Here is a 19,900-nt window from a genome sequence, read left to right on the forward strand (position 1 = left end):
GACCGGGGCGCTCGCGCCCGAGCGGGGCCGGCGCGCCGTGCCCGGTCGGGCGCAGGCGCCCCGGTCGACGGGGAGCGCGCGGGAGGGCGCGGGCGGATGCGTGGACGTCAGTCGATGAGGCGGGCGCCCGGCACGGGGCCGGTCACCTTGAGCGCGAGCACTTGCGACGCCGAGAGCGTCACCTGCAGCTCGATCGCCGACTCGAGGCTGTCGCACAGGAACGCGACCGTCGGCCCGGAGCCCGAGACGATGCCGGCGAGCGCGCCGGAGCGCTCGCCGAGCTCGAGCGTGCCGGCGAGCCGCGGCATGAGCCGCAGCGCCGGCGCCTGGAGGTCGTTCTGCAGCACCTCGGCGAGCATCGACGCGTCGCCGGCGCGCAGGGCTTGCAGCACCCGCGCATCCACCGTCGGCACGTCGTGCGCCGGCGCGATGTCGGCCGCGTGCAGCGCCCGGTGCTCGTCGAGCGCCCGGTAGACGTCGGGCGTCGAGAGCCCCGCGTCGGCGAGCGCGAGCACCCAGTGGAACTGGCCGCGCGCGAGCGCGGGCGTGAGCTGGTCGCCGCGCCCGGTGCCGACCGCGGTGCCGCCCGCGAGCGCGAACGGCACGTCGGCGCCGAGCTCTCGGGCGATCTCGATGAGCGCGTCGCGGCCGAGGTGCAGCCCCCACAGCTCGTCGCACGCGACGAGCGTCGCGGCCGCGTCGGCGCTGCCGCCGCCCATGCCGCCCGCGATGGGCACGTGCTTCTCGATCGAGAGCGCGACGCCGCTCGAGACGCGGCCGCGGCGCGCGAGCGCCATCGCGGCGCGGATCGCGAGGTTGTCGGCGCCCGTCGAGAGCTGCGCGTGCGGGATGGGGCCCGAGAAGCGCACCGAGAAGTCGCTCGCCTCGCTCGCCTCGACGATCTCGTAGAGGCTCACCGCCTGGTAGGCGGTCGCGACGTCGTGGTAGCCGTCGTCCTGGATCGCGCCGACGCCCAAGTGCACGTTGATCTTGCCGGGCGCCTTGGCCCGCACCGTGCTCCTGCCCATCACGCGTTCCAACCTAGTGCGACCGCGGGGTCGCTTCCTGCGCGCCCGCGGCAGCCGCGGCGGCGCTGCGCTCGCGGCATGGCGCACGCGCGCTCGTTCGACGACGACGACCCGCTCCTCGCGCGGCTGCGGGCGATCGCGCTCGCGCTGCCGGGCGCGCTCGGTCCCTACGGATGGGTCGCGGTCGACCGCCGCGGCGCCGACTGGGGGCGCGTGGCCGAGCTCGTCGACGCATCGTTCCGCGTCACGGCGCCGAAGCGCCTCGTGGCGGAGCTCGACGCCCGCGCCTGACGCGCGCGCCCGCTGCCCGCTGCCCGACCACCGCGCAGGTATAGGGCGCGCCGCTGGAACGGACCGCGCTTTCGAGCGGCTCGCCCTATACCTGCCGGCCGCGCGGCCGCGCGCCGGACTCAGCGCGCGGGCGCGGCCTCGGCGATGCGGATGAAGTCGGCGAGCTCAAGCGCCTCACCGCGCAGGGTCGGCTCCACCCCGGCGCGCTCGAGCACCTCGGTCGCGGCGGCCGCCGAGCCGTACACGCCCGAGAGCGCTTGCCGCAGCATCTTCCGCCGCTGCCCGAACGCCCCGTCGATCACGGCGAACGTCGCACGGCGAAGCTCCTCCGAGCCGCGCGAAGGCCCGCGCCGGAAGCCGACGAGCACGCTGTCGACGTTCGGCACCGGCCAGAAGATCTGCCGCGACACGTCGCCCTCGAGCGCCCACTGCCCCCACCACGCGACCTTCGCCGACGGCGACCCGTAGGTCTTCGAGCCGGGCCTCGCCGCGAGCCGGTGCCCGACCTCGGCCTGCACCATCACGAGCGCGCGATCGATCGTCGGGAACCGCTCGAGCAGGTGGATGAGCACCGGCACCGAGACGTTGTAGGGCAGGTTCGCGACGATCGCCTGGGGCGGGAACGGCAGCGACTCGAGCGTGAGCGCGTCGTGGTGCACGACCTCGAGCCGCGCATCCGGCTGCTTGCGCCCCACGGTCTCGGGCAGCAGCTCCGCGAGCCGCGGATCGATCTCGACCGCCGCGACCCGAGCGCCGGCCTCGGTGAGGCCGAGCGTGAGCGAGCCGAGCCCCGGCCCGACCTCCACGACATCGCGACCGGCGACATCCGCCGTCCGCACGATGCGGCGCACGGTGTTCGCGTCGACGACGAAGTTCTGCCCCCACCGCTTCGTCGGCGTCAGGTCGAGCCGCGCCGCGAGCGAGCGGATCTCGGCGGCCCCGAGCAGCGTCTCCGCGCTCCCGCGGCCCTGCGCCGCCGCGTCGCTCGACTGCCCAGGCGTCTCCTCCGTGCTCACGCGTCGAGCCTATGCCGAGCGAGGTGCGTGGCCGTCCGCAGCCGCATGCGGCAGGATGCGACGAAGGGACGCGCGACACGACGCGCGTCGCGGCCGAGGGAGACCGCCATGGCGAGCACCACGAAGTTCCGGATGCGTCGGGGCGCGCGAGCGCGCGCGCTCGCCGCCGTCGCGCTCACGGGGGCCGCGGCGCTGCTCGCCGCGTGCAGCAGCACGACGCCCGGGCAATCGGAGGCACCGAGCGCGCCCGGCGCCAGCAGCGGCGACGCCCCGGTCGCGATCGAGCCGGAGATGCTCGCGAGCGACGGCCTGTTCGAGCGCGTCTCCGCCGACGGCGTCGCGGTGCTGTGGTCGGAGCCCGGCGAGTCGCTCGCGGTCGTCATCGGCGGGTCGGGCGGCGGGGGCGGCTGCATCCCGCAGCCCAACGCCGCCGAGCTCGTCGACGAGGTCGTCACCGTCGCGTTCGACCCGCCCGACCCCGCGATGATGTGCACCGCCGACTTCACGCTCCACGGCTGGACGCTCGGCCTGCCGGAGCCCGTCGACGCCGAGGCGCCGCTCGACGTGCAGCTCACCGACCTGCAGGAGCAGCCGCTCGACGTGCAGGTGGGCCCCGACGACGTGCTCACGGAGCCCGCCGACCCCCAGCCCTCGCTCATCGACGACCCGCCTGGCGCGACCGCGCCGACGCCCATCCCCGAGGAGCAGCTGCCGGCGATGGACACGGTCATCCCGCCGGGCACGCTGCCGCAGGTCGCGGTCAAGTGGCTCGAGCCGGGCGCCTCGCTCGCCGTCATGACGATCGGCTCCGTCGTCGCCCCGGCCTGCAACGCGACGCCGGTCGGCGCGACGGTCACGGGCCCCGGCTCGATCGAGGTCGCGTTCGAGCTGCCGGACGGCGACATGGACTGCCCCGCCGACGGCGGGCTCTACGGCTGGGAGTTCCCGCTGCCGGAGCGGGTGCCCGCCGCGCTCGGCGTCGAGGTGACGGTCACCGGCACGATGCACGACGGCCGCGAGGCCGTCATCGCCCTCGCCCCGGAGGACGTGCTCGAGCAGCCGTGACCGGCGTGGCTCAGTCCCAGCTGCCGTAGGCGCGCAGCGTGTTCTCGGCCGTCTCGGCCGCGAGCTCGTCGACGTCGACGCCGAGCCGCTCGGCCATGGACCGCACGGTGAGCGGGGTCAGGTACGGGCTGTTCGGGCGCCCGCGGAAGGGCGCGGGCGTCAGGAACGGCGCATCCGTCTCGACGAGGATGCGGCTGCGGTCGGCCACCTCGAGCGCACCGTGCAGGTTCTTCGCGTTCGAGAACGTCACGGTGCCCGCGAACGAGAGGTACCAGCCGTGCTCGGCGGCGGTGCGCGCGAGCGCCGCATCGCCCGAGAAGCAGTGGAAGACGGTCGTCTCGGGCGCACCGACCCGGAGCAGCGTCTCGACGACCGCGTCGTGCGCGTCGCGGTCGTGGATCTGCAGCGCGATCCCGTGCCGCTTCGCGATCTCGATGTGCGCCTCGAACGACTCGTGCTGCGCGCGCCGGCCGTCCTCGCCCGTGCGGAAGAAGTCGAGCCCCGTCTCGCCGACCGCGCGCACGCGCGGCTCGGCCGCGAGCCGGTCGATCACCGCGAGCGCCTCGTCGAGCGTGCCGGCCTCGGCGTAGCCGGGCGCCTCGTTCGGGTGGAGGGCGACGGCCGCGAGCACGCGCCGATCCTGCGTCGCGAGCGCGGCCGACCACTCCGACGACTCGACGTCACCGCCCACCTGGATGACGCCAGCGACTCCGGCCCGGCCCGCCGCATCCAGCGCCTTCCAGTACGGGAAGTCGTCGCCGTCCTTGATCTCGAGGTGCGTGTGGTTGTCGTAGATCGGCACGCCGAGCGGCTCGGGCACGTCGGGCCGCGTCATGTCGCGCTTGCCGTCGTCGAAGCGCTCGCGGATGTACTCGCCGCCCGGCAGCACCGTCTCGCCGGGCGTCTCGGGCACGTCGAGGGGCGCGGTTCCGTCGTGGTCGGCAGGCATGCTCCCAAGCCTACGAGGGCTCGAGCAGAGCGAATGCTTGGTTCGCGTCCAGGCCGCGCGAGGGCTCGCTTGCGAACGTGGAGCACGACCGACCACGTTCAGGAGGACCCACCGGATGCGCTTCCGCCTCGCACTGCCCGTCATGATCGCAGCGAGCCTTGCCACTGCGGGGTGCACCATGAGCGGCCAGGGGGCCGCGAGCGAGAGCCCGGTCGGCTTCTCCGAGGCGTCGGATGCGTCGTCCTCGTCGAGCGCGCAGGACGCGTCCACGATCGCCGCCGAGGCGCTCGAAGCGGTCCGTGGCGCGGCGCCCGAGGAGCTCAACCCGGGCGAGCCCGGCGTGCCGCTCGAGAGCGGCGCGTCGGTCGACGACGTGCTGCGGCTCGGCGCGGTCGTCGTCTGGATCGAGGAGCCGAGCCTGTTCGCGGTGTCGCTGCCCGTCGCGGAGGACTGCTGGCCGGCCGCCGGCGACCCGGTGCCGAGCAGCGAGCGCTCCATCGTCGTCGCGTTCCTGCAGGACGATGCGTGCGCGATGCCGACCACGGCGCGCACCTACCGGCTCGAGGTGCCGACCGAGGTGGAGGCCGACGCCGGCCTCGACCTCTCGGTCGTCGGGTTCGAGGAGGAGTACGCGCTGCGCCTGCCCGCCTCGTAGCGCGTCAGCGGGCGAGCAGCGCGAGCGCCTCGTCGAGGCGCTCGAAGTCCTCGTCCATCCCGCCGTCGATGCCCGAGGCGACCATCGCGTCGCACGCCGCCTTCGACGCGTAGGTCGAGGTGATCTCGAGCGCGCTGCGGCCGCCCGGCAGCTCGCGGAACTCGAGCACCTCGAGCGTCGGCCTGCCCGGCTCCTGCTGGAACTCCCACGTGTGCACGATCCTGCCCGCGACGACCTCGTGGTAGGAGCCCCAGAAGCGCCACTCGCCGCCTGCCTCGCCCTCCCCCGTCTCCACCGTGTAGTCGAAGCGGCCGCCCGTGTGCGGCTCGAAGCGGTCGATGCGCAGCCGAGAGCCGCGCGGGCCCATCCACTGCGCGAAGAGCTCAGCCGTCGTGTGCGCGCGCTGCACCTGCTCGGGACTCGCATCGAACTCGCGCCGGTGCACCACCGACTGCTCGCCGACGCGCTCGTGGGTCGTCTCCGCCATGGCCGAGACCCTACGCCCCTCCCGCTCGCGGTGCCCTACTCGACGAGCGGGGGCGGGCTACGCCGCGGGCGCCGCCTGCTCGATGCGCGGGAAGAGCGGCGGCACCGTCGTCACGCGGCCCGTGCCCCGCCACTCGTGCGCCTGCCGGATCGGCTGCTCGAGCACGTCGCCCTCGCCGCCGACCGCCGCCCACAGCGCTTGCGCGCTCGCGGGCATGATCGGCGCGAGCAGGATCGCGGCGGCGCCGATGCCGTGCACGTTCGAGGCGAGCACCTCGGCGAGCCGGTCGCGCTGCGCCTCGTCCTTCGCGAGCACCCACGGCGCCTGCTCGGTGATGTAGCCGTTCAGCCGCTCGACGATCGCCATCGCCGCGTCGACCGCCTGGTCGATCGCGAAGCGGTCGATCGCGCTGTCGGCGCGACCCACCGCATCCGTCACGAGATCCCGGATGGCGTCATCCGGCGCGACGTCGGGCACGACGCCGTCGCAGTACTTGTGCACCATCGCGATGACGCGCGAGGCGAGGTTGCCGAGGCCGTTCGCGAGCTCGGAGTGGTAGCGGGCGTCGAGGTCCTCCCACGAGAAGGAGCCGTCGGAGCCGAACGCGATCGCCGACGAGAAGTAGTAGCGGAAGGCGTCGACGCCGAAGACGTCGGTGATCTGCCGCGGCTCGATGCCGGTCGCCTTCGACTTCGACATCTTCTCGCCGCCGACGAGCAGCCAGCCGTGGCCGAAGACGTGCTCCGAGATCGGCAGGCCCGCGGCCATCTGCATCGCGGGCCAGATGACGGCGTGGAAGCGCGCGATGTCCTTGCCGACGATGTGCACGGCGGGCCAGCGGCGCGCGAACTGCTCGTCGTCGACGCCGTAGCCGTTCGCGGTGATGTAGTTGAGGAGCGCCTCGAACCAGACGTAGACGACGTGGCTCTCGTCCCACGGCACCTTGATGCCCCAGTCGAAGGTGTTGCGGCTGATCGAGAGGTCGGTGAGGCCCTGCTTGACGAACTGCCGCACCTCGTTGCGCACGTGCTCGGGCTGCACGTAGTCGGGGCGCTCGTCGTAGAGCGCGAGCAGCCGGTCGCCGAACTCGCTGAGCTTGAAGAAGTAGTTCGCCTCGCGCACGACCTCGATCGGGCGGGAGTGGATGGCGCACACGAGCTGGCCCTCGAACTCGCCCGTGCCCGGCACGAGGTCGTTCGCGGTCTTGTACTCCTCGCAGCCGACGCAGTACTGCCCCTCGAACTCGCCGTGGTAGATGTACCCGGCGTCCTTGAGCCGCTCGAGGAAGATGCGCACGCCGGCCTTGTGGCGCTCCTCGGTCGTGCGGATGAAGTCGTCGTTCGCGATGTTGAGCAGCTCGAGCTGCGGCTTCCACGCGGTCTCGACGAGCCGGTCGGTCCACTCCTGCGGGCTCACGCCGTTCGCGGCCGCGGTGCGCATGATCTTCTGCCCGTGCTCGTCGGTGCCCGTGAGCATCCACGTGTCGTCGCCGCGCATGCGGTGCCAGCGGGCGAGGACGTCGGTGGCGACCTCGTTGTAGGCATGGCCGATGTGGGGTACGTCGTTGACGTAGTAGATCGGCGTCGTCACCGTGAAGCGCTCAGACATGGGGTCAAGTCTAGGAGCCGCCGGCTCCTCCGACCGCCGGTCGCGGGCGCTCAGGCGGGTGGATGCGCCAGGGCGGCCTGATACAGCGCGTTCCGCGGGTGCCCGGTCGCCTCCGCGACCTCCGCCGCGGCGTCCTTCAGCCGCATCCCGCTCTCCTTGAGGCGCAGCACCTGTGCGACGGCGGCGTCGAGGTCGGCGAGCACCGGCGCCGCGCCCTCGACGACGATCACGATCTCGCCCTTCACGCCCGCGCGGGCCCAGTCGAGCAGCTCGGCGGCCGTGCCGCGCCGCACCTCCTCGAAGCGCTTCGTGAGCTCGCGCGCGACGGCGATGCGCCGGCCGGGCATGGCGCGGTCGATCGCCTCGACCGACTCGGCGAGCCGGTGGGGCGCTTCGAAGAGCACGACGGTGCGCTCCTCGCGAGCGATGGAGGCGAGCATGCGGTCGCGCTCCCCCGCCTTCCGCGGCAGGAAGCCGTCGAACGCGAAGCGGTCGGTGGGCAGGCCCGAGAGCGCGAGTGCCGTGAGCACCGCGGAGGGCCCGGGCAGGCACGACACCTCGACGCCCGCGGCGACGGCGGCCTGCACGAGCCGGAAGCCGGGGTCGCTCACGGTCGGCATGCCGGCGTCGGTGAGCACGAGCACGTCGCCCTCGCGAGCGCGCTCGACGAGCGCGGGCGAAGCGGCCTCCTCGTTGTGCTCGTGGAGCGCGACGAGCTGCGGCTGCGCGTCGATGCCGAGGGCGCGGAGGAGCTGGCGGGCCGTGCGGGTGTCCTCGGCGGCGATGACCGGCACCGTGGCGAGCGCTTCGCGCAGCCGCCCGCTCGCATCGCCGAGGTTGCCGATGGGCGTCGCCCCGAGGATGATCACCCGGCCAGGCTAGCCCGCGGCGACCGCCAGGCTTCGACACGCTCAGCCACCGAGGAGCGATGCGACAATCGGGCGTGTGACCCTGCCCCGCACCGCCGACGACGCCGACGGCGTCGACGACCGCGACGACGTCGAGGCGGCGGCCGAGCCCGCGCCCTCGCGCCGATCCGGCCGGGCCGGCGGGCGGCTCACCGCCGCGTACGCCTCCGTCGAGCGGCGCTTGCTCGAGCCGGGCATCCGTCGCCGCGTCGAGATCGGCGCGCCAGTCGCCATCCTCGCGCTCGCCGCGCTCGTGCGGCTCACGAACCTCGGCCACCCGGGTGTGCTCGTCTTCGACGAGACGTACTACGTCAAGGAGGGCTGGTCGACCTGGCAGCTCGGCTACGAGGGCGAGTGGGTCGAGGGCAGCGACGAGCGCTTCGAGGCGGGCGACCCCGGCGGCCTCACCGACGAGCCGGACTACGTCGTGCACCCGCCGCTCGGCAAGTGGATCATCGGCATGGCGATGGCCGTGTTCGGCATGGCCGACCCGTTCTGGTGGCGGCTGCCGAGCGCCCTCGCCGGCATCGCCGTCGTCGGCCTGACCTACGCGGTCGCGCGCGGGCTGCTGCGCTCGGTCGCGTTCGCGAGCCTCGCGGGCTTCCTCGTGGCGATCGACGGGCTCGCGATCGTCATGAGCCGCACGGCGCTGCTCGACGGGGTGCTCGCGATGTTCGTGCTCGCGGGCGCTGGCGCGCTGCTCATCGACCGGCGCGGCTCCCCCGCGCGCACCGTGCGCGCCCTCGCCGACCGGCCGCAGCGCATCCTCGCCGCCTTCTGGAACCGGCCGTGGATCATCGTCGCCGGAGTGCTGCTCGGCGCCGCGTGCGCGACGAAGTGGTCGGGCGCCGCCTTCCTCGCCGCGTTCGGCCTGTGGACCGTGGCTCTCGACGCGCTCGACCGGCGCCGCGCCGGCTACCGCTCCCCGTGGCTCGGCACGCTGCTCTCGCAAGCGCCGGCGAGCTTCGTGCTGCTGTGCGGGCCGGCGCTCGTCGTCTACGTCGCGAGCTACGCCGGCTGGTTCGACGGCGGCTGGGGCTCGCAGCTCATGCTCGAGCGCGCCGACCTGCGCTGGGGCGGGCTGCTCGCGTGGGTGCCGCTCGGCCTGCAGTCGCTGTGGCAGTACCACGTGCAGCAGTTCGGCTTCCACGTCGGCCTCACGAACGACCACAGCTACCAGTCGCCGGCGTTCGAGTGGTTCTACCTCGGCCGCCCGACGGGCTTCGAGATGGTCTCGGGCGCGGAGGGCACCTGGTGGGTGACCGCGCTGCCGAACCTGCTCGTCTGGTACGCCTCGGTCGTCGCGCTCGGCGTGCTGCTGTTCCACTTCGGCCGCTCGCTCGACCGCCGCGCGGGCTTCCTGCTCGTCGCCGTCGCGGCCGGCTACCTGCCGTGGCTGCTCGTGCCCGAGCGCACGATCTTCTTCTTCTACGCCATCGTCATGCTGCCGTTCATGGTGATCGGGCTCGCCCACGCGCTGCAGCTGCTCGTGGGGCCGCGGCGGGTGGCGGCGGATGCGTCGACCCGGCTCGAGGTGGACGTCGCCGTCGCCGTCGCGCCGCCCGCGGGGATCGACGACGGCGCCGAGCGGCGAGCGGCGGGCTGGGCCGTCGTCGTCGTGATCGTGGTCGTCGCGATCGCGGTCTCGCTGTGGTTCATGCCGGTCTGGTACGGCATCCAGCTGGAGTCGGACCTCATCCGGCTGCGCTACTGGCCGCCGACGTGGCCGGGCCGCTGACCGCTCAGTAGCGCTCGGGGAGCTCGCACACGAACGCCTCGCAGCGGTAGGCGCCCGGCTCGGTCTTGCCCTCGAAGAGCGAGAAGCCTGCGGCAGCGAGCTCGACCGCTTGCGCGGGCGATGCGATGACCGCGCCGGGCTCGCGCCGGTGCTCGATCGGCGGCTCGCCGACGAGCACGGTCGTGCGCGGCGGCTCTGCGAGCAGCGCCGCGACCCGCAAGGAGGCGGCGCCGGCGAGCGGGTTGCGCATCGCGAGGCTCGCGTCGAGCACGCGCTGCGCGTGCTCGAGGTGGGCCGCGTCGCCCGTGAGCGCGTAGAGCTGCTGCAGCGCGCCGGCGAGCGCGGAGCGGCCCGAAGGGGCATCGCCGTCGGAGTCCGGCCCGCGCTCGAGCGCCGGCCCCTGCCCCGTCGGCGCGGCGGGGTCGGGTGCCGCCGCGAGGATCGCCCGCGCGGCGACCGCCCAGCGCGCCTCGCCGGTCGCGGCGGTGAGCGCGAGGAGCCCCGAGGCGAGGCAGCCGGCGTCGGCGGCCGTGGCCGAGGCACGCGAGGGACGGCCCTCGAGGCTCGCGTGCACGAGCGCGGCGGGGTCGGCCGCGTGGTGCTCGAGCAGGAACTCGGCGGCGCCCCGGGCGAGCTCGAGCGCGCGCTCGTCGTCGTCGCGGAGCGCTCGGATCGCGAGCGCCTCGACCGCGAGCCCGTTCGCCGCGGTGACGACGAGCCGATCGAGCGGAGGCCGCTCGACGCCGGGCGCGTCGGGATCGGCCGCGAGGTGCCAGCCGCCCTCGACGCGCTCGCCGGCGACCGTCGACTCGGCATCCTCGGCGATCGCGAACGCGCCGCCCGGCAGTCGCAGCACGTCGCCGAGGAAGCCGACGATGCCGGTGGCGACGCGCTCTCGGCCGAGCAGCGTCGCGGCGTGCAGCAGCTGCGCGTTGTCGACGAGCATCCGCTCGAAGTGCGGCACCGTCCAGTCGCGCTGCGTCGCGTAGCGGAAGAAGCCGCCGTCGCGGCCGCGGAGGCTCGAGTAGCCGCCCGTCGCGACCACGTCGTCGCCACCCGCAGCCGCGTCGAGCAGCCGCTCCGCGAGCCCCGGTGCGAGCGCGGCCGTGCGCGGCTCGGCGAGCGCGACGATGAGACCCGGCTGCGGGAACTTCTGCCCCTCGCCGAGGCCGCCGTGCCACGTGTCCTCGACCGACTCGACGGAGGCGAGCGCAGCGCGCGCCTCCTCGGCGCTCGGCGCCTCCCCGCCGGCGCCGCGAGCCGCGTCCCGAAGCGCCTCCTGCACGCGCGCCGCGGTCGCGAGCACGGCATCCGACTGCTCGCGGTACGCCTGCCCGATCGCCGTGAGCAGCTCGCCGAAGCCCGGCAAGCCCTGCCGACTCGTGGGCGGGAAGTAGGTGCCGGCGAAGAAGGGCAGCCCGTCGGGCGTGAGGAAGACGCTCAGCGGCCAGCCGAGGTTGCGCGTGAAGGCGCTCGCGGCGCTCATGAGGGCAGCGTCGACGTCGGGCCGCTCCTCGCGGTCGACCTTGATGGCGACGAACCCCTCGCGCAGCCGCTGCCCGATCTCGGGGTCGGCGAACGACTCGCGCGCCATGACGTGGCACCAGTGGCACGTCGCGTAGCCGACCGAGGCGAACACGGGCACGCCGCGCTCGCGCGCCTCGGCGAACGCCTCCTCGCCCCATTCGCGCCAGTCGACGGGGTTGTCGGCGTGCAGCCGCAAGTACTCGCTCGCCGCGTGCGCGAGCCGGTTGTCGACGGGTCGCTCCATGCGCGGGACGCTACTCCGCGAGGCTGGGCGCCGCGTGCTCGCGAAGGCGCTCGATCGCGCCGGCGCCGGCGCTGCGGCCGCTCGCGTCCGCGACCACCGGCGGCCCGCGCGGCCGCCCCTCGCCGCCGCTCACCATCGCCCGCGCCGGATCATCCGATGCCAGTTGCGGCACGGCTGCGTCGAGCCGCGCCGCACGCCGAGGCACGGCGGCATCGACTCGGGCGGCTCGGCCTCGAGCACGATCGTGCGCCCGTCGACCTCGATCTCGCGGCTGGTCGACCACAGGTGCCACGCCGGCTGCATCGCGTTGACGAGCACCTCGCAGTCGCAGTACCCGCCGGCGGATTCCAGCCGTGCGAGCAGCGCCGTCGCGCGCGGCGCGACGAGGTCGCGGTAGCGCTCGGCGAAGCGCAGGTCGCCGTCGCAGCCGCCGCCCTCGAGCGCGCGGTCGAGGTAGCAGGCGATGCACTCGCCCGGCTGGGGCACGGCCCACTCCTCGAGCAGTCCGTGCAGGTAGGACTCCGCCTCGTCGGCGATCGATGGCTCCATGCGGCGCAGGGTGGCAGGCTCCCCGTCCTGCGTGTGCGACGCATCCGCCTGCCTGTGGAGAGCGAGGCGTGCGAGGCTCGATGCATGGACGCCCACACCCTCGACGAGACCAGCATCGTGCCCGTCGCGATCGAGCACCCGACCGTGCCGCACGTCGACGCGATCGTCGAGCTCCCGCGCGACCCGTGGGCGAGCCTCGTGCTCATGCACGGCGCGGGCGGCTCGGCGACGAGCCCGTGGATGGTCGGCGCGGCGCGCGGGCTCGTGGCTGCCGGCGTCGCCGTCGCGCGCGCGAGCTTCCCGAACGCGCAGGCCGGCAAGCGCCAGCCCGAGCGCGAGCCGAGCGCGATCGCGACGTGGATCGCGGTGATGGATGCGGTGGCACCGCTGCTCCCGCACGCCCCGTGGGCGGGCGGCAAGTCGTTCGGCGGCCGCATGGCGGCAGCGGCGGTCGCGGGCGGCATGCCGGCGGCGGGGCTCCTCTACCTCGGCTACCCGCTGCACTCGCCCGGCAAGCCGGAGCGGCTCAAGGACGCGCACCTCGACGCGATCGCGCTGCCCCAGCGGTTCCTGCAGGGCACGAACGACCCGTTCCAGTCGGGCGACCTGCTCGATCGGCTCGTCGAGCGGCTGCCGGACGCGCGCGTCGACTGGGTGGCCGGCGGCGACCACTCGTTCCTCGTCGCGAAGGGTGACCGCGACCAGCAGCGTGTCGCCGAGGCCCTCGGCCCGCGCATCGCGGCGCTGCTGCGCTGAGCCGCGACGCGACCCGTTCGCAGCGACTCGACCGCTTCCCGCCGACCCGACCCTGCCCGCGGACGAGCCGACCCCTCCCCGCCGACTCGACCCGTTGCAAGGGGTCGAGTCGGCGAGAAGGGGTCGGGTCGCGGTGGGGCGCCGCGCGCTAGTTCGTCTCGGCGGGGTCGGCCGAGACGCGGCCGGCCGCACCCTGGTCGAGCGCGTCGATCGCGGCGATGTCATCGGCCGAGAGCGTCACCTCGGCGGCAGCCAGGTTCTCGGCCATGCGCTCGGGGCGGTTCGACTTCGGGAAGACGATGCGGCCGGCGGCGAGGTGCCACGCGAGCGTGACCTGCGCCCACGAGACGCCGAGGCGCTCGGCGATCTCGCCGATGACCGTCGCCGAGTAGTCGACCTTGCCCTGGCCGAGCGGTCCCCACGCCTCGATCTTGATGTCGTGCTCGGCGGCGAGGGCCGTCGCGGCGCGCTGCTGGAACTGCGGGTGCAGCTCGATCTGGTCGACGGCCGGCACGATGCCGGTCTCGAGCACGCCGGGCAGGAAGCGCTCGTCGAAGTTCGAGACGCCGATCGAGGTGGTGAGCCCCTCCGAGCGCAGCTCGGCGAAGGTCTCCCACGTCTCGACGACGCTGCCGTTGGCGGGCGTGGGCCAGTGGATCAGGTAGAGGTCGACGTGGTCGAGCCCGAGCTTCTCGAGGCTCTCGCCCATCGCGGCGCGCGTCTCGGCGGCGCCCCGGCGGTCGTTCCAGAGCTTCGTCGTGATGAAGAGCTCGTCGCGCGGGATGCCGCTCGCGGCGATCGCGCGGCCGACGCCCTCCTCGTTGCGGTAGATCGCCGCGGCGTCGATGTGGCGGTAGCCGGCCTCGAACGCCTCGGTGACGATGCGCTCCGTCTCGGTCGGGTCGACCTTGAAGACGCCGAAGCCGAGCTGCGGGATCGTGTGGCCGTCGTTGAGCTGCAGGGTGGGGATGGTCATGCGGTTACTCGATCTCCTGGATCGTGGACGTGTCCTCCGGCAGCGCCTCCGCGTCGATGCCCGGCACATGCCGTTCGTCGACGCCGACATACTCAGAGAGGGGGCGGATGAGCGCGTTGTTCGCGCGCTGCTCGATGATGTGGGCGGTCCAGCCCGTCACGCGCGCCGCGACGAACAGCGGCGTGAAGATCGGCACGTCGAACCCGATGAGCGCGTACGCCGGCCCCGACGGGAAGTCGAGGTTCGGCTTGATGGGCTTGCGGTCGGCCATCGCCTGCTCGAGCGCGCGGTAGATCTCGAGCATGTCGGGCCGGTCGTAGTGCTCGACGAGCCGCTCGAGCGCGGCGCGCATCGTCGGCACGCGCGAGTCGCCGTTCTTGTAGACGCGGTGCCCGAAGCCCATGATCTTGCGCTTCTCGTCGAGCGCCGACTGCATCCACGCATCCGCCCGATCCGCCGAGCCGACCTCGTCGAAGACCTCCATCACGGCCTCGTTCGCGCCGCCGTGCAGGTGCCCCTTGAGCGCGCCGATCGCACCGGTGACGGCGGAGTAGAGGTCGGCGAGCGTCGAGGTGATGACGCGGGCGGTGAAGGTGGATGCGTTGAACGAGTGCTCGGCGTAGAGCACCATCGACTGGTTGAACGCCTCGACGACGACCGGGTCGGCCTCCTCGCCGAACGACATCCAGAGGAAGTTCGCGGCGTAGTCGAGGTCGTCGCGCGGCTCGATGAGCCCCTGGCCGTTGCGGCGGCGCTGCTCATAGCTGACGATCGCGGGCAGCACGGCGAAGAGCCGGAAGGCCTTCTCGAGATCGGCGGATGCGTCCTCGGTCGTCGGGTCGTTGGCCCCGACGATGCTGACGGCCGTGCGCACGACGTCCATGGGGTGCGCGGTCGTCGGGAGCGCATCCATGACCGTCTTCACGTTCTCGGGGAGCGCCCGGTGCTCGCGCTCCTTCGCGCGCAGCTCGGCGAGCTGCTCGTCGGTGGGCAGGTCGCCGTGCCACAGCAGGTGCGCGACGGCCTCGAAGGGCTGGGTGAGCGCGAGCTCCTGCACGGGGTAGCCGCGGTAGAGCAGCGAGTTCGTGTCGGGGTTGACCTTCGAGACCTCGGTGGTGTCTGCGATGACACCGGCGAGGCCCTTCTTGATGTCGGCCATGGTGCTCCTAGGTCGAGTGGCGGGAACCGCAACCGACTCTAGGGCACGGTCGCTCAGAACTCGTTCGCCGAGCGAACGAGGTGCGCGATGCCGAGGCGCCGCCTCTTGACGGCCGCCGAGCGCCGGTGCACCATCGACGTGTGCGCTCTCCCGCACACGTCCTCCGAGGAGCGAGATGACCCAGCACGACGCCGTGTGGTCGGCGCTCTCGCACCCCGCGCGCCGCCGCATCCTCGATGCGCTCCGCGAGCGTCCCGCATCGACCGGCCGCCTCCACGAGGCGATCGCCCAGGCGGGCCTCTCTCCCAGCCGATTCGCGACGCAGCGGCACCTGCAGGTGCTGCGCGACGCCGAGCTCGTGCTCGTCACCGACCGGGGCCGCGAGCGCGAGAACGCCCTCAACGCATCCGCCCTCTACCAGGCCACCATCGGGTGGCTCGACCCGACGAGCGCGCGCACCGCGCACTCGCTCGACAGCGTGCGGCGCCTCGCCGAGGCGCCCGCGCGGGAGGAGACCGACATGAACGAGTTCCACGTCCGCCAGGCGATCGACATCGCCGCCCCGGTCGAGCGCGTCTGGCAGGCGCTCGTCGACGAGCCGCACCGCTGGTGGGGCTCGCCCTACCTCATGCTCGAGGGCACCGGCCAGCAGCTCGAGTTCCCGCAGCGCGCGGGCGGCGCCGTGCTCGAGCGGCGCGGCGACGCGACCGCGCTGTGGGGCATCGTCACCGCGTGCGAGCCCGGTCGCGCCTACGCCTGGGCGGGGCAGATGGGCATGGGCCCCGCCTACACGGGCGAGGCGCGCTACGAGCTCGAGGCGACGGATGCCGGCACGCGCGTCACGCTCGAGCACGACGCGATGCGCTTGTGGGGCGACGACGACGTCAAGGGCACCGGGTCGGGCTACGACTACGGCTGGGCCGACCTCAACGCGCGGCTCAAGGCCTTCGTCGAGGACGGCGCCGAGCACGGCACGACCGGCGCGAACGCGGAGCCGGAGTTCGAGTTCGCGCCGTCGACCTAGGGCGCGCGCGACGGCGCCGCTGCCGGACGCGCTCCTCCCGGAGTGGCGCCGCCGCGCGCTACGCGGCCGCTCGCGCGTGTGCTCGACGCGCGAGGCGCGGCGCGAGGAGGGCCGCGCCGCCGAGCACGAGCAGGCTCAGCCCGAGCGCGAGCGCGGGCGAAGCGGTGGCCCCGGTCCGCGGCAGCTCCGCCGTGGATGCCGCGCCGATCGACACGGGCTGGATGGCGATCGCGCCGAGCTCCGCGAACTCGAGGATCAGGTGGTGCTCGCCCGCAGGCACGCGCGCGAGGTCGAACGCCCCCGTGCCTGTGCCGCGATCCCAGTGCACCGTGCCGAGCGGCACAGGCTCCGACCGCACCGTGCCGATGACCCTCGAGCGCGCGGCTGCGAGCAGCTGCTCGTGCGCCGAGAGCACGGCGGCGGCCCGATCTTCGTCGCTCAGGAGCTCCTCGACCTCCCCCATGGCGCCCTGCTGGCTCGCGCGGGACGCCTCCATCTGCGCCGCGAGCGCCGCCGCCTGCTCGCGGGCCTCGGCGAGCCGATCCTCGGGTTCGCCGGCCAGCAGCGAATGGTCGACACCCGCGGCCAGCAGCGCCCGTGCCGCCTCCGAGAGCGCATCGGGCGTGGGCGACCCGACGTAGGCGGCGAGCGCCGCCTCGGCATCGACCTCGAGGCCCAGCTGGGCGCTGCCCGCATTGAGCGCAGCGATCAGGGCCTGGAGCTCGGAGTCGCTGGCCCCGGCGAGCGCGGCCGCGTCGAGCAGGGCGCGAATGTCGAGGATCCACAGCGGCGGGCCAGCCGCCTCGGGCGGACGCTTGAAGAACGCCAGGTAGGGGCGCGAGAGAGCGTTGGGCTCATCGATCAGCCCGACGCCGACGGTCGCGCCCTGCGCATCGACGACCCACCCCGCGAGGGCGGGCGACGAATCGTCCGCCCTCTGGAAGAGCGCAGTGAGCATCGTCTGGACGGTCGACGCGGAGCCACCGGCGAGCAGCTCGCCGAGGCTGGCGCCATCGCCGATCACGACCTGCGCGGCGGACGGGAGGTGCGGCCCGGGCGTCGGCTCGACCGGGTCGGATGGGACGAGCGGCTCCGAGGGATCGACCGGCGTCGGGACAGGCGACTCCGTCGGCACCGGCGACTCGGTCGGCACCGGCGACTCCGTCGGCACCGGCGACTCCGTCGGCACCGGCTCGGGAGCGGCACCGTCGCTCATGAGGGCGAATGAGCGCTCGATCGCGACGACCGACGGGCTCGAGCCGCCGAACGGGAGCGCGAACGGCGCGTTCTCGGCGGGCTGGCCCGGCGCGAGGACGAGGCCGGCCGGCGGGACGAGCGAGACGCTCGTGGCCGTCTCCCAGCTCGTCGGCAGCGCGGCCGAGACGAACGAGCCGTCGGCGGCGAGCGGCACTCGCTGCACCGTCACACCCCCACTCGCGACCTCGATCGCTGCGCCGCTGAGATCGAGGAGCGGCTCGCCGTCGACCGTCGCCGCGACAGTGCCGTCGACCACCGCGAAGCTGCCCCACAGCACGACGTCGACCGGCTCGCCGCGGGAGACGACGAACTCGCTCCGGCCGACGCCGGGATCCTCGAGGTCGCCGCGATCGCCCGGCCACTCCGCCTCGGCGAAGTAGAAGTCGGCCGTGCCGTCGACCTCGAGCTCGAGCGAGCCGTCGAGCCCGCTCACCCCGCTCGCGACGAGCACCTGCTCGCCGCTCGCCTCGCGCACAGTGACGTGCGCGCCGGCGATCGGCGCGGTTGCGGTGCCGTCGTCGACGCGGACGGCGATCACGACGGGCGACGGCGCGGGCTCGGCGCTCGCCATGGGCGGCACCGCCATGAGCAGCAGCCCGGCGACGACGGCGACGGCACCCGCCCCGCGCGCTCGACTGTCGATGGCGCCAGCACGCGCGCGGAGGCGCGTGCGGGGATTTCGCGGGTGGGGATGCTGGGGACGCGACATGAAGGGCCTCTCGTGCTGGGGACCTCTATAGTGGACTATGTGCAAACTTTGACGCAAGCCACGTTCTGCGATGTGATGTCCGGATGACAGGGCTACGAGAACGGAAGCGACGGGAGTCGCGGCGCGCCATGGAGTCGGCGGCGGTCGAGATCGCCTACGCCGAAGGCATCGACGCGGTGACCGTCGGTCGCGTGTGCGAGTCGGCCGGCGTCTCGCGCAGCACCTTCTTCAACTACTTCTGGTCGATCGAGCAAGCGATCTTCGGCACCACCATCGCGTACGACGCCGAGCTGACCGAGCGCATCCTCACCGAGCACGCCGACGACCTCGTGCTCGCGGCAGGGCTCATCGCGGTGGAGCACGTGCGCCGCGCCGACGGGGACCCCGACCTCGGCCGCCGTCGCTTCGCCCTGTTCGTGCGTGAGCCAGGCATGAGCAGCGCCGTGTCGGCGCGCAGCCGCGCGAGCCGCGACGCGCTGGTCGGGGTGGTCGAGCGCTGGCTCGAGCAGCACCCCGAGCACGCCCGACTGCCGGCGACCGACCGCGGCGCCGAAGCCCGGTTCGCGGTCGCCCTCTCGATCGCACTCGGCGACGAGGCGCTGCAGCACCTGCCGGAGGTGGACGGCGACCACCCCGTCGACCTCGCGGTGCTCCGCGCGGCACGTACGCGACTGGCCGCAGTCGGCGCGGTCGCCGGCTGACGCGCGGGCTCAGGCCAGCCCGAGCGCCCTCGCCACGACGAGCAGCTGCACCTCGCTCGTGCCCTCGCCGATCTCGAGGATCTTCGAGTCGCGGTAGTGCCGAGCGACGGGGTACTCGTTCATGAAGCCGTTGCCGCCGAAGATCTGCGTCGCGTCGCGCGCGTTGTCCATCGCCGCCTCGCTCGAGACGAGCTTCGCGATCGCGGCCTCCGTCTTGAACGGCTTGCCCGCATCCCGCAGCCTCGCCGCGTGGTGCCACGCGAGCCGGGCGCCGTGCACGCGCGCCTGCATGCGCGCGATGACGAACTGCACGTTCTGGCGCGTCGCGAGCGGCTCGCCGAAGACGGTGCGCTGCTTGGCGTAGTCGATCGACGCCTCGAGACAGCCTTCGGCCGCGCCCGTCGCGAGCGCCGCGATCGCGATGCGCCCCTCGTCGAGGATGTGCAGGAAGCCCGCGAAGCCGCGACCCCGCTGCCCGAGCAGGTTGCCGGCTGGCACGCGCGCGTCGCGGAAGGTGAGCGGATGCGTGTCGGAGGCGTGCCAGCCGACCTTGTCGTAGGGCGCCTCGACCGTGAAGCCCGGCGTGCCGTTCGGCACGATGATGGTCGAGATCTCCTTGCGGCCGTCCCGCTCCCCCGTGACGGCGGTGACCGTCACGAAGCGCGTGATGGGCGTGCCGGAGTTCGTGATGAACTGCTTCGCGCCGTTGATGACCCACTCGTCGCCCTCGAGCCGCGCGGTCGTGCGCGTCGCACCGGCGTCGGAGCCCGCCTCGGGCTCGGTGAGGCCGAAGCCCGCGAGCGCGCGCCCCTCGAGCAGGTCGGGCAGCAGCTCGGCCTTCTGCTCGTCGGTGCCGAAGAGGTGGATCGGCATCGCGCCGAGGCTCACGCCCGCCTCGAGCGTGATCGCGATCGACTGGTCGACGCGCGCGAGCGCCTCGATCGCGAGGCCGAGCGTGAAGTAGTCGCCGCCCTGGCCGCCGTGCTCCTCGGGGAACGGGATGCCGAACAGGCCGAGCTCGCCCATCTGCGCGACGACGTCCATCGGCAGCGTCTTCGTGCGGTCGGCCTCGTACGAGGCGGGCGCGACGACCTTGTCGGCGAAGTCGCGCACCGCGCGCGCGAGGTCGAGCTCCTCGTCGCTCAAGGCGTAGGTGGTCAGGTCGATCGTCATGCCGGCTCCTCGTTCTGGAAGGGGACCGCCCTTCGTGCGCGAGGAGCCGTGGGTCGGATCGCGACCCGCTCGGCTGCGCT

General features: G+C 73.8%; 19 protein-coding genes. 7 read left to right on the forward strand and 12 right to left on the reverse strand.

All coding sequences use genetic code 11. The annotated features are described in order from the left end of the window. Positions 1-107 precede the first annotated feature (107 nt). Positions 108-1,028 (reverse strand): 4-(cytidine 5'-diphospho)-2-C-methyl-D-erythritol kinase, encoded by a 921-nt coding sequence (locus JSQ78_RS05580; RefSeq protein WP_211450533.1) that lies wholly within the window; start codon positions 1,026-1,028, stop codon positions 108-110. Positions 1,029-1,106: 78 nt separating this feature from the next. On the opposite strand from JSQ78_RS05580, the gene JSQ78_RS05585 reads away from it, so the two are divergent. Next, positions 1,107-1,319 (forward strand): hypothetical protein, encoded by a 213-nt coding sequence (locus tag JSQ78_RS05585; protein ID WP_211450057.1) that lies wholly within the window; start codon positions 1,107-1,109, stop codon positions 1,317-1,319. Positions 1,320-1,438: 119 nt separating this feature from the next. Here the strand turns inward: JSQ78_RS05585 and rsmA are convergent, their stop codons facing one another. Then, positions 1,439-2,266, reverse strand: a complete 828-nt coding sequence (rsmA, locus tag JSQ78_RS05590; RefSeq protein ID WP_249295997.1) for a 16S rRNA (adenine(1518)-N(6)/adenine(1519)-N(6))-dimethyltransferase RsmA — start codon at positions 2,264-2,266, stop codon at positions 1,439-1,441. A 177-nt stretch (positions 2,267-2,443) separates the two neighbouring features. On the opposite strand from rsmA, the gene JSQ78_RS05595 reads away from it, so the two are divergent. Then, on the forward strand, positions 2,444-3,400 hold the full coding sequence (locus JSQ78_RS05595) for a hypothetical protein (protein WP_211450061.1): 957 nt from the start codon (positions 2,444-2,446) through the stop codon (positions 3,398-3,400). 10 nt (positions 3,401-3,410) lie between these two features. Here JSQ78_RS05595 and JSQ78_RS05600 read toward each other — a convergent pair whose 3' ends face one another. Beyond that, positions 3,411-4,235, reverse strand: coding sequence for a TatD family hydrolase (locus tag JSQ78_RS05600; RefSeq protein ID WP_249295999.1), 825 nt, complete (start codon positions 4,233-4,235; stop codon positions 3,411-3,413). A 292-nt stretch (positions 4,236-4,527) separates the two neighbouring features. Here JSQ78_RS05600 and JSQ78_RS05605 point away from each other — a divergent pair, with 292 nt between their 5' ends. Further along, on the forward strand, positions 4,528-5,004 hold the full coding sequence (locus JSQ78_RS05605) for a hypothetical protein (protein WP_211450064.1): 477 nt from the start codon (positions 4,528-4,530) through the stop codon (positions 5,002-5,004). Positions 5,005-5,008: 4 nt separating this feature from the next. Here the strand turns inward: JSQ78_RS05605 and JSQ78_RS05610 are convergent, their stop codons facing one another. From JSQ78_RS05610 to rsmI, 3 genes are read right to left on the reverse strand one after another with little or no spacing between them, the layout of a single operon-like run. Continuing rightward, positions 5,009-5,491: an SRPBCC domain-containing protein gene (locus JSQ78_RS05610; protein WP_211450066.1), complete on the reverse strand. Its 483-nt coding sequence runs from the start codon at positions 5,489-5,491 to the stop codon at positions 5,009-5,011. A gap of 57 nt (positions 5,492-5,548) precedes the next feature. Continuing rightward, the gene (metG, locus tag JSQ78_RS05615; RefSeq protein ID WP_211450068.1) at positions 5,549-7,099 is read right to left on the reverse strand and encodes a methionine--tRNA ligase; all 1,551 of its coding nucleotides are present in this window, start codon (positions 7,097-7,099) and stop codon (positions 5,549-5,551) included. A 50-nt stretch (positions 7,100-7,149) separates the two neighbouring features. Then, a complete protein-coding gene (rsmI, locus tag JSQ78_RS05620; protein ID WP_211450070.1) occupies positions 7,150-7,968 on the reverse strand; it encodes a 16S rRNA (cytidine(1402)-2'-O)-methyltransferase in 819 nt (272 codons plus the stop codon). A 76-nt stretch (positions 7,969-8,044) separates the two neighbouring features. On the opposite strand from rsmI, the gene JSQ78_RS05625 reads away from it, so the two are divergent. Beyond that, positions 8,045-9,745: a dolichyl-phosphate-mannose--protein mannosyltransferase gene (locus JSQ78_RS05625; RefSeq protein WP_211450072.1), complete on the forward strand. Its 1,701-nt coding sequence runs from the start codon at positions 8,045-8,047 to the stop codon at positions 9,743-9,745. Positions 9,746-9,749: 4 nt separating this feature from the next. Here the strand turns inward: JSQ78_RS05625 and JSQ78_RS05630 are convergent, their stop codons facing one another. Both JSQ78_RS05630 and JSQ78_RS05635 read right to left on the reverse strand, forming a co-directional pair. Continuing rightward, positions 9,750-11,516 carry a thioredoxin domain-containing protein gene (locus JSQ78_RS05630; RefSeq protein WP_211450073.1) on the reverse strand — a complete coding sequence of 589 codons (1,767 nt, stop codon included), beginning with the start codon at positions 11,514-11,516 and terminating at the stop codon, positions 9,750-9,752. A 129-nt stretch (positions 11,517-11,645) separates the two neighbouring features. Then, a complete protein-coding gene (locus JSQ78_RS05635) occupies positions 11,646-12,065 on the reverse strand; it encodes a DUF2695 domain-containing protein (protein ID WP_211450075.1) in 420 nt (139 codons plus the stop codon). 84 nt (positions 12,066-12,149) lie between these two features. Here JSQ78_RS05635 and JSQ78_RS05640 point away from each other — a divergent pair, with 84 nt between their 5' ends. Continuing rightward, positions 12,150-12,821, forward strand: coding sequence for an alpha/beta hydrolase family protein (locus JSQ78_RS05640; RefSeq protein ID WP_211450077.1), 672 nt, complete (start codon positions 12,150-12,152; stop codon positions 12,819-12,821). Positions 12,822-12,969: 148 nt separating this feature from the next. Here JSQ78_RS05640 and JSQ78_RS05645 read toward each other — a convergent pair whose 3' ends face one another. Beyond that, positions 12,970-13,797 (reverse strand): aldo/keto reductase, encoded by an 828-nt coding sequence (locus JSQ78_RS05645; protein WP_211450079.1) that lies wholly within the window; start codon positions 13,795-13,797, stop codon positions 12,970-12,972. 4 nt (positions 13,798-13,801) lie between these two features. Beyond that, positions 13,802-14,956 (reverse strand): bifunctional 2-methylcitrate synthase/citrate synthase, encoded by a 1,155-nt coding sequence (locus JSQ78_RS05650; protein WP_211450081.1) that lies wholly within the window; start codon positions 14,954-14,956, stop codon positions 13,802-13,804. A gap of 175 nt (positions 14,957-15,131) precedes the next feature. Between JSQ78_RS05650 and JSQ78_RS05655 the strand changes: the two genes are divergently transcribed. Next, positions 15,132-15,980: an SRPBCC family protein gene (locus tag JSQ78_RS05655; RefSeq protein WP_211450083.1), complete on the forward strand. Its 849-nt coding sequence runs from the start codon at positions 15,132-15,134 to the stop codon at positions 15,978-15,980. Between the two features lie 58 nt (positions 15,981-16,038). Here the strand turns inward: JSQ78_RS05655 and JSQ78_RS05660 are convergent, their stop codons facing one another. Next, positions 16,039-17,823, reverse strand: coding sequence for a hypothetical protein (locus JSQ78_RS05660; RefSeq protein ID WP_211450085.1), 1,785 nt, complete (start codon positions 17,821-17,823; stop codon positions 16,039-16,041). Positions 17,824-18,074: 251 nt separating this feature from the next. On the opposite strand from JSQ78_RS05660, the gene JSQ78_RS05665 reads away from it, so the two are divergent. Continuing rightward, entirely contained in the window at positions 18,075-18,647 is a 573-nt protein-coding gene (locus JSQ78_RS05665) for a TetR/AcrR family transcriptional regulator (protein ID WP_211450087.1), read from the forward strand. A gap of 9 nt (positions 18,648-18,656) precedes the next feature. On the opposite strand, the gene JSQ78_RS05670 is transcribed toward JSQ78_RS05665, so the two are convergent. Then, complete coding sequence (locus JSQ78_RS05670) at positions 18,657-19,820, reverse strand: acyl-CoA dehydrogenase family protein (protein ID WP_211450089.1); 1,164 nt, start codon at positions 19,818-19,820, stop codon at positions 18,657-18,659. Positions 19,821-19,900 lie beyond the last annotated feature (80 nt).

The organism is Agrococcus sp. Marseille-Q4369 (assembly GCF_018308945.1).
Classification (GTDB): Bacteria; Actinomycetota; Actinomycetes; order Actinomycetales; family Microbacteriaceae; genus Agrococcus.

Coding starts and splice junctions, on each gene's coding strand:
- JSQ78_RS05610 (WP_211450066.1), bottom strand. CDS start 5,491: ATGGCGGAGACGACCCACGAGCGCGTCGGCGAGCAGTCGGTGGTGCAC.
- JSQ78_RS05645 (WP_211450079.1), bottom strand. CDS start 13,797: ATGACCATCCCCACCCTGCAGCTCAACGACGGCCACACGATCCCGCAG.
- JSQ78_RS05585 (WP_211450057.1), top strand. CDS start 1,107: ATGGCGCACGCGCGCTCGTTCGACGACGACGACCCGCTCCTCGCGCGG.
- metG (WP_211450068.1), bottom strand. CDS start 7,099: ATGTCTGAGCGCTTCACGGTGACGACGCCGATCTACTACGTCAACGAC.
- JSQ78_RS05580 (WP_211450533.1), bottom strand. CDS start 1,028: ATGGGCAGGAGCACGGTGCGGGCCAAGGCGCCCGGCAAGATCAACGTG.
- JSQ78_RS05665 (WP_211450087.1), top strand. CDS start 18,075: ATGGAGTCGGCGGCGGTCGAGATCGCCTACGCCGAAGGCATCGACGCG.
- JSQ78_RS05655 (WP_211450083.1), top strand. CDS start 15,132: ATGACCCAGCACGACGCCGTGTGGTCGGCGCTCTCGCACCCCGCGCGC.
- JSQ78_RS05660 (WP_211450085.1), bottom strand. CDS start 17,823: ATGGCGGTGCCGCCCATGGCGAGCGCCGAGCCCGCGCCGTCGCCCGTC.
- JSQ78_RS05635 (WP_211450075.1), bottom strand. CDS start 12,065: ATGGAGCCATCGATCGCCGACGAGGCGGAGTCCTACCTGCACGGACTG.
- JSQ78_RS05670 (WP_211450089.1), bottom strand. CDS start 19,820: ATGACGATCGACCTGACCACCTACGCCTTGAGCGACGAGGAGCTCGAC.
- JSQ78_RS05595 (WP_211450061.1), top strand. CDS start 2,444: ATGGCGAGCACCACGAAGTTCCGGATGCGTCGGGGCGCGCGAGCGCGC.
- JSQ78_RS05630 (WP_211450073.1), bottom strand. CDS start 11,516: ATGGAGCGACCCGTCGACAACCGGCTCGCGCACGCGGCGAGCGAGTAC.
- JSQ78_RS05650 (WP_211450081.1), bottom strand. CDS start 14,956: ATGGCCGACATCAAGAAGGGCCTCGCCGGTGTCATCGCAGACACCACC.
- JSQ78_RS05640 (WP_211450077.1), top strand. CDS start 12,150: ATGGACGCCCACACCCTCGACGAGACCAGCATCGTGCCCGTCGCGATC.
- JSQ78_RS05605 (WP_211450064.1), top strand. CDS start 4,528: ATGAGCGGCCAGGGGGCCGCGAGCGAGAGCCCGGTCGGCTTCTCCGAG.
- JSQ78_RS05600 (WP_249295999.1), bottom strand. CDS start 4,235: ATGACGCGGCCCGACGTGCCCGAGCCGCTCGGCGTGCCGATCTACGAC.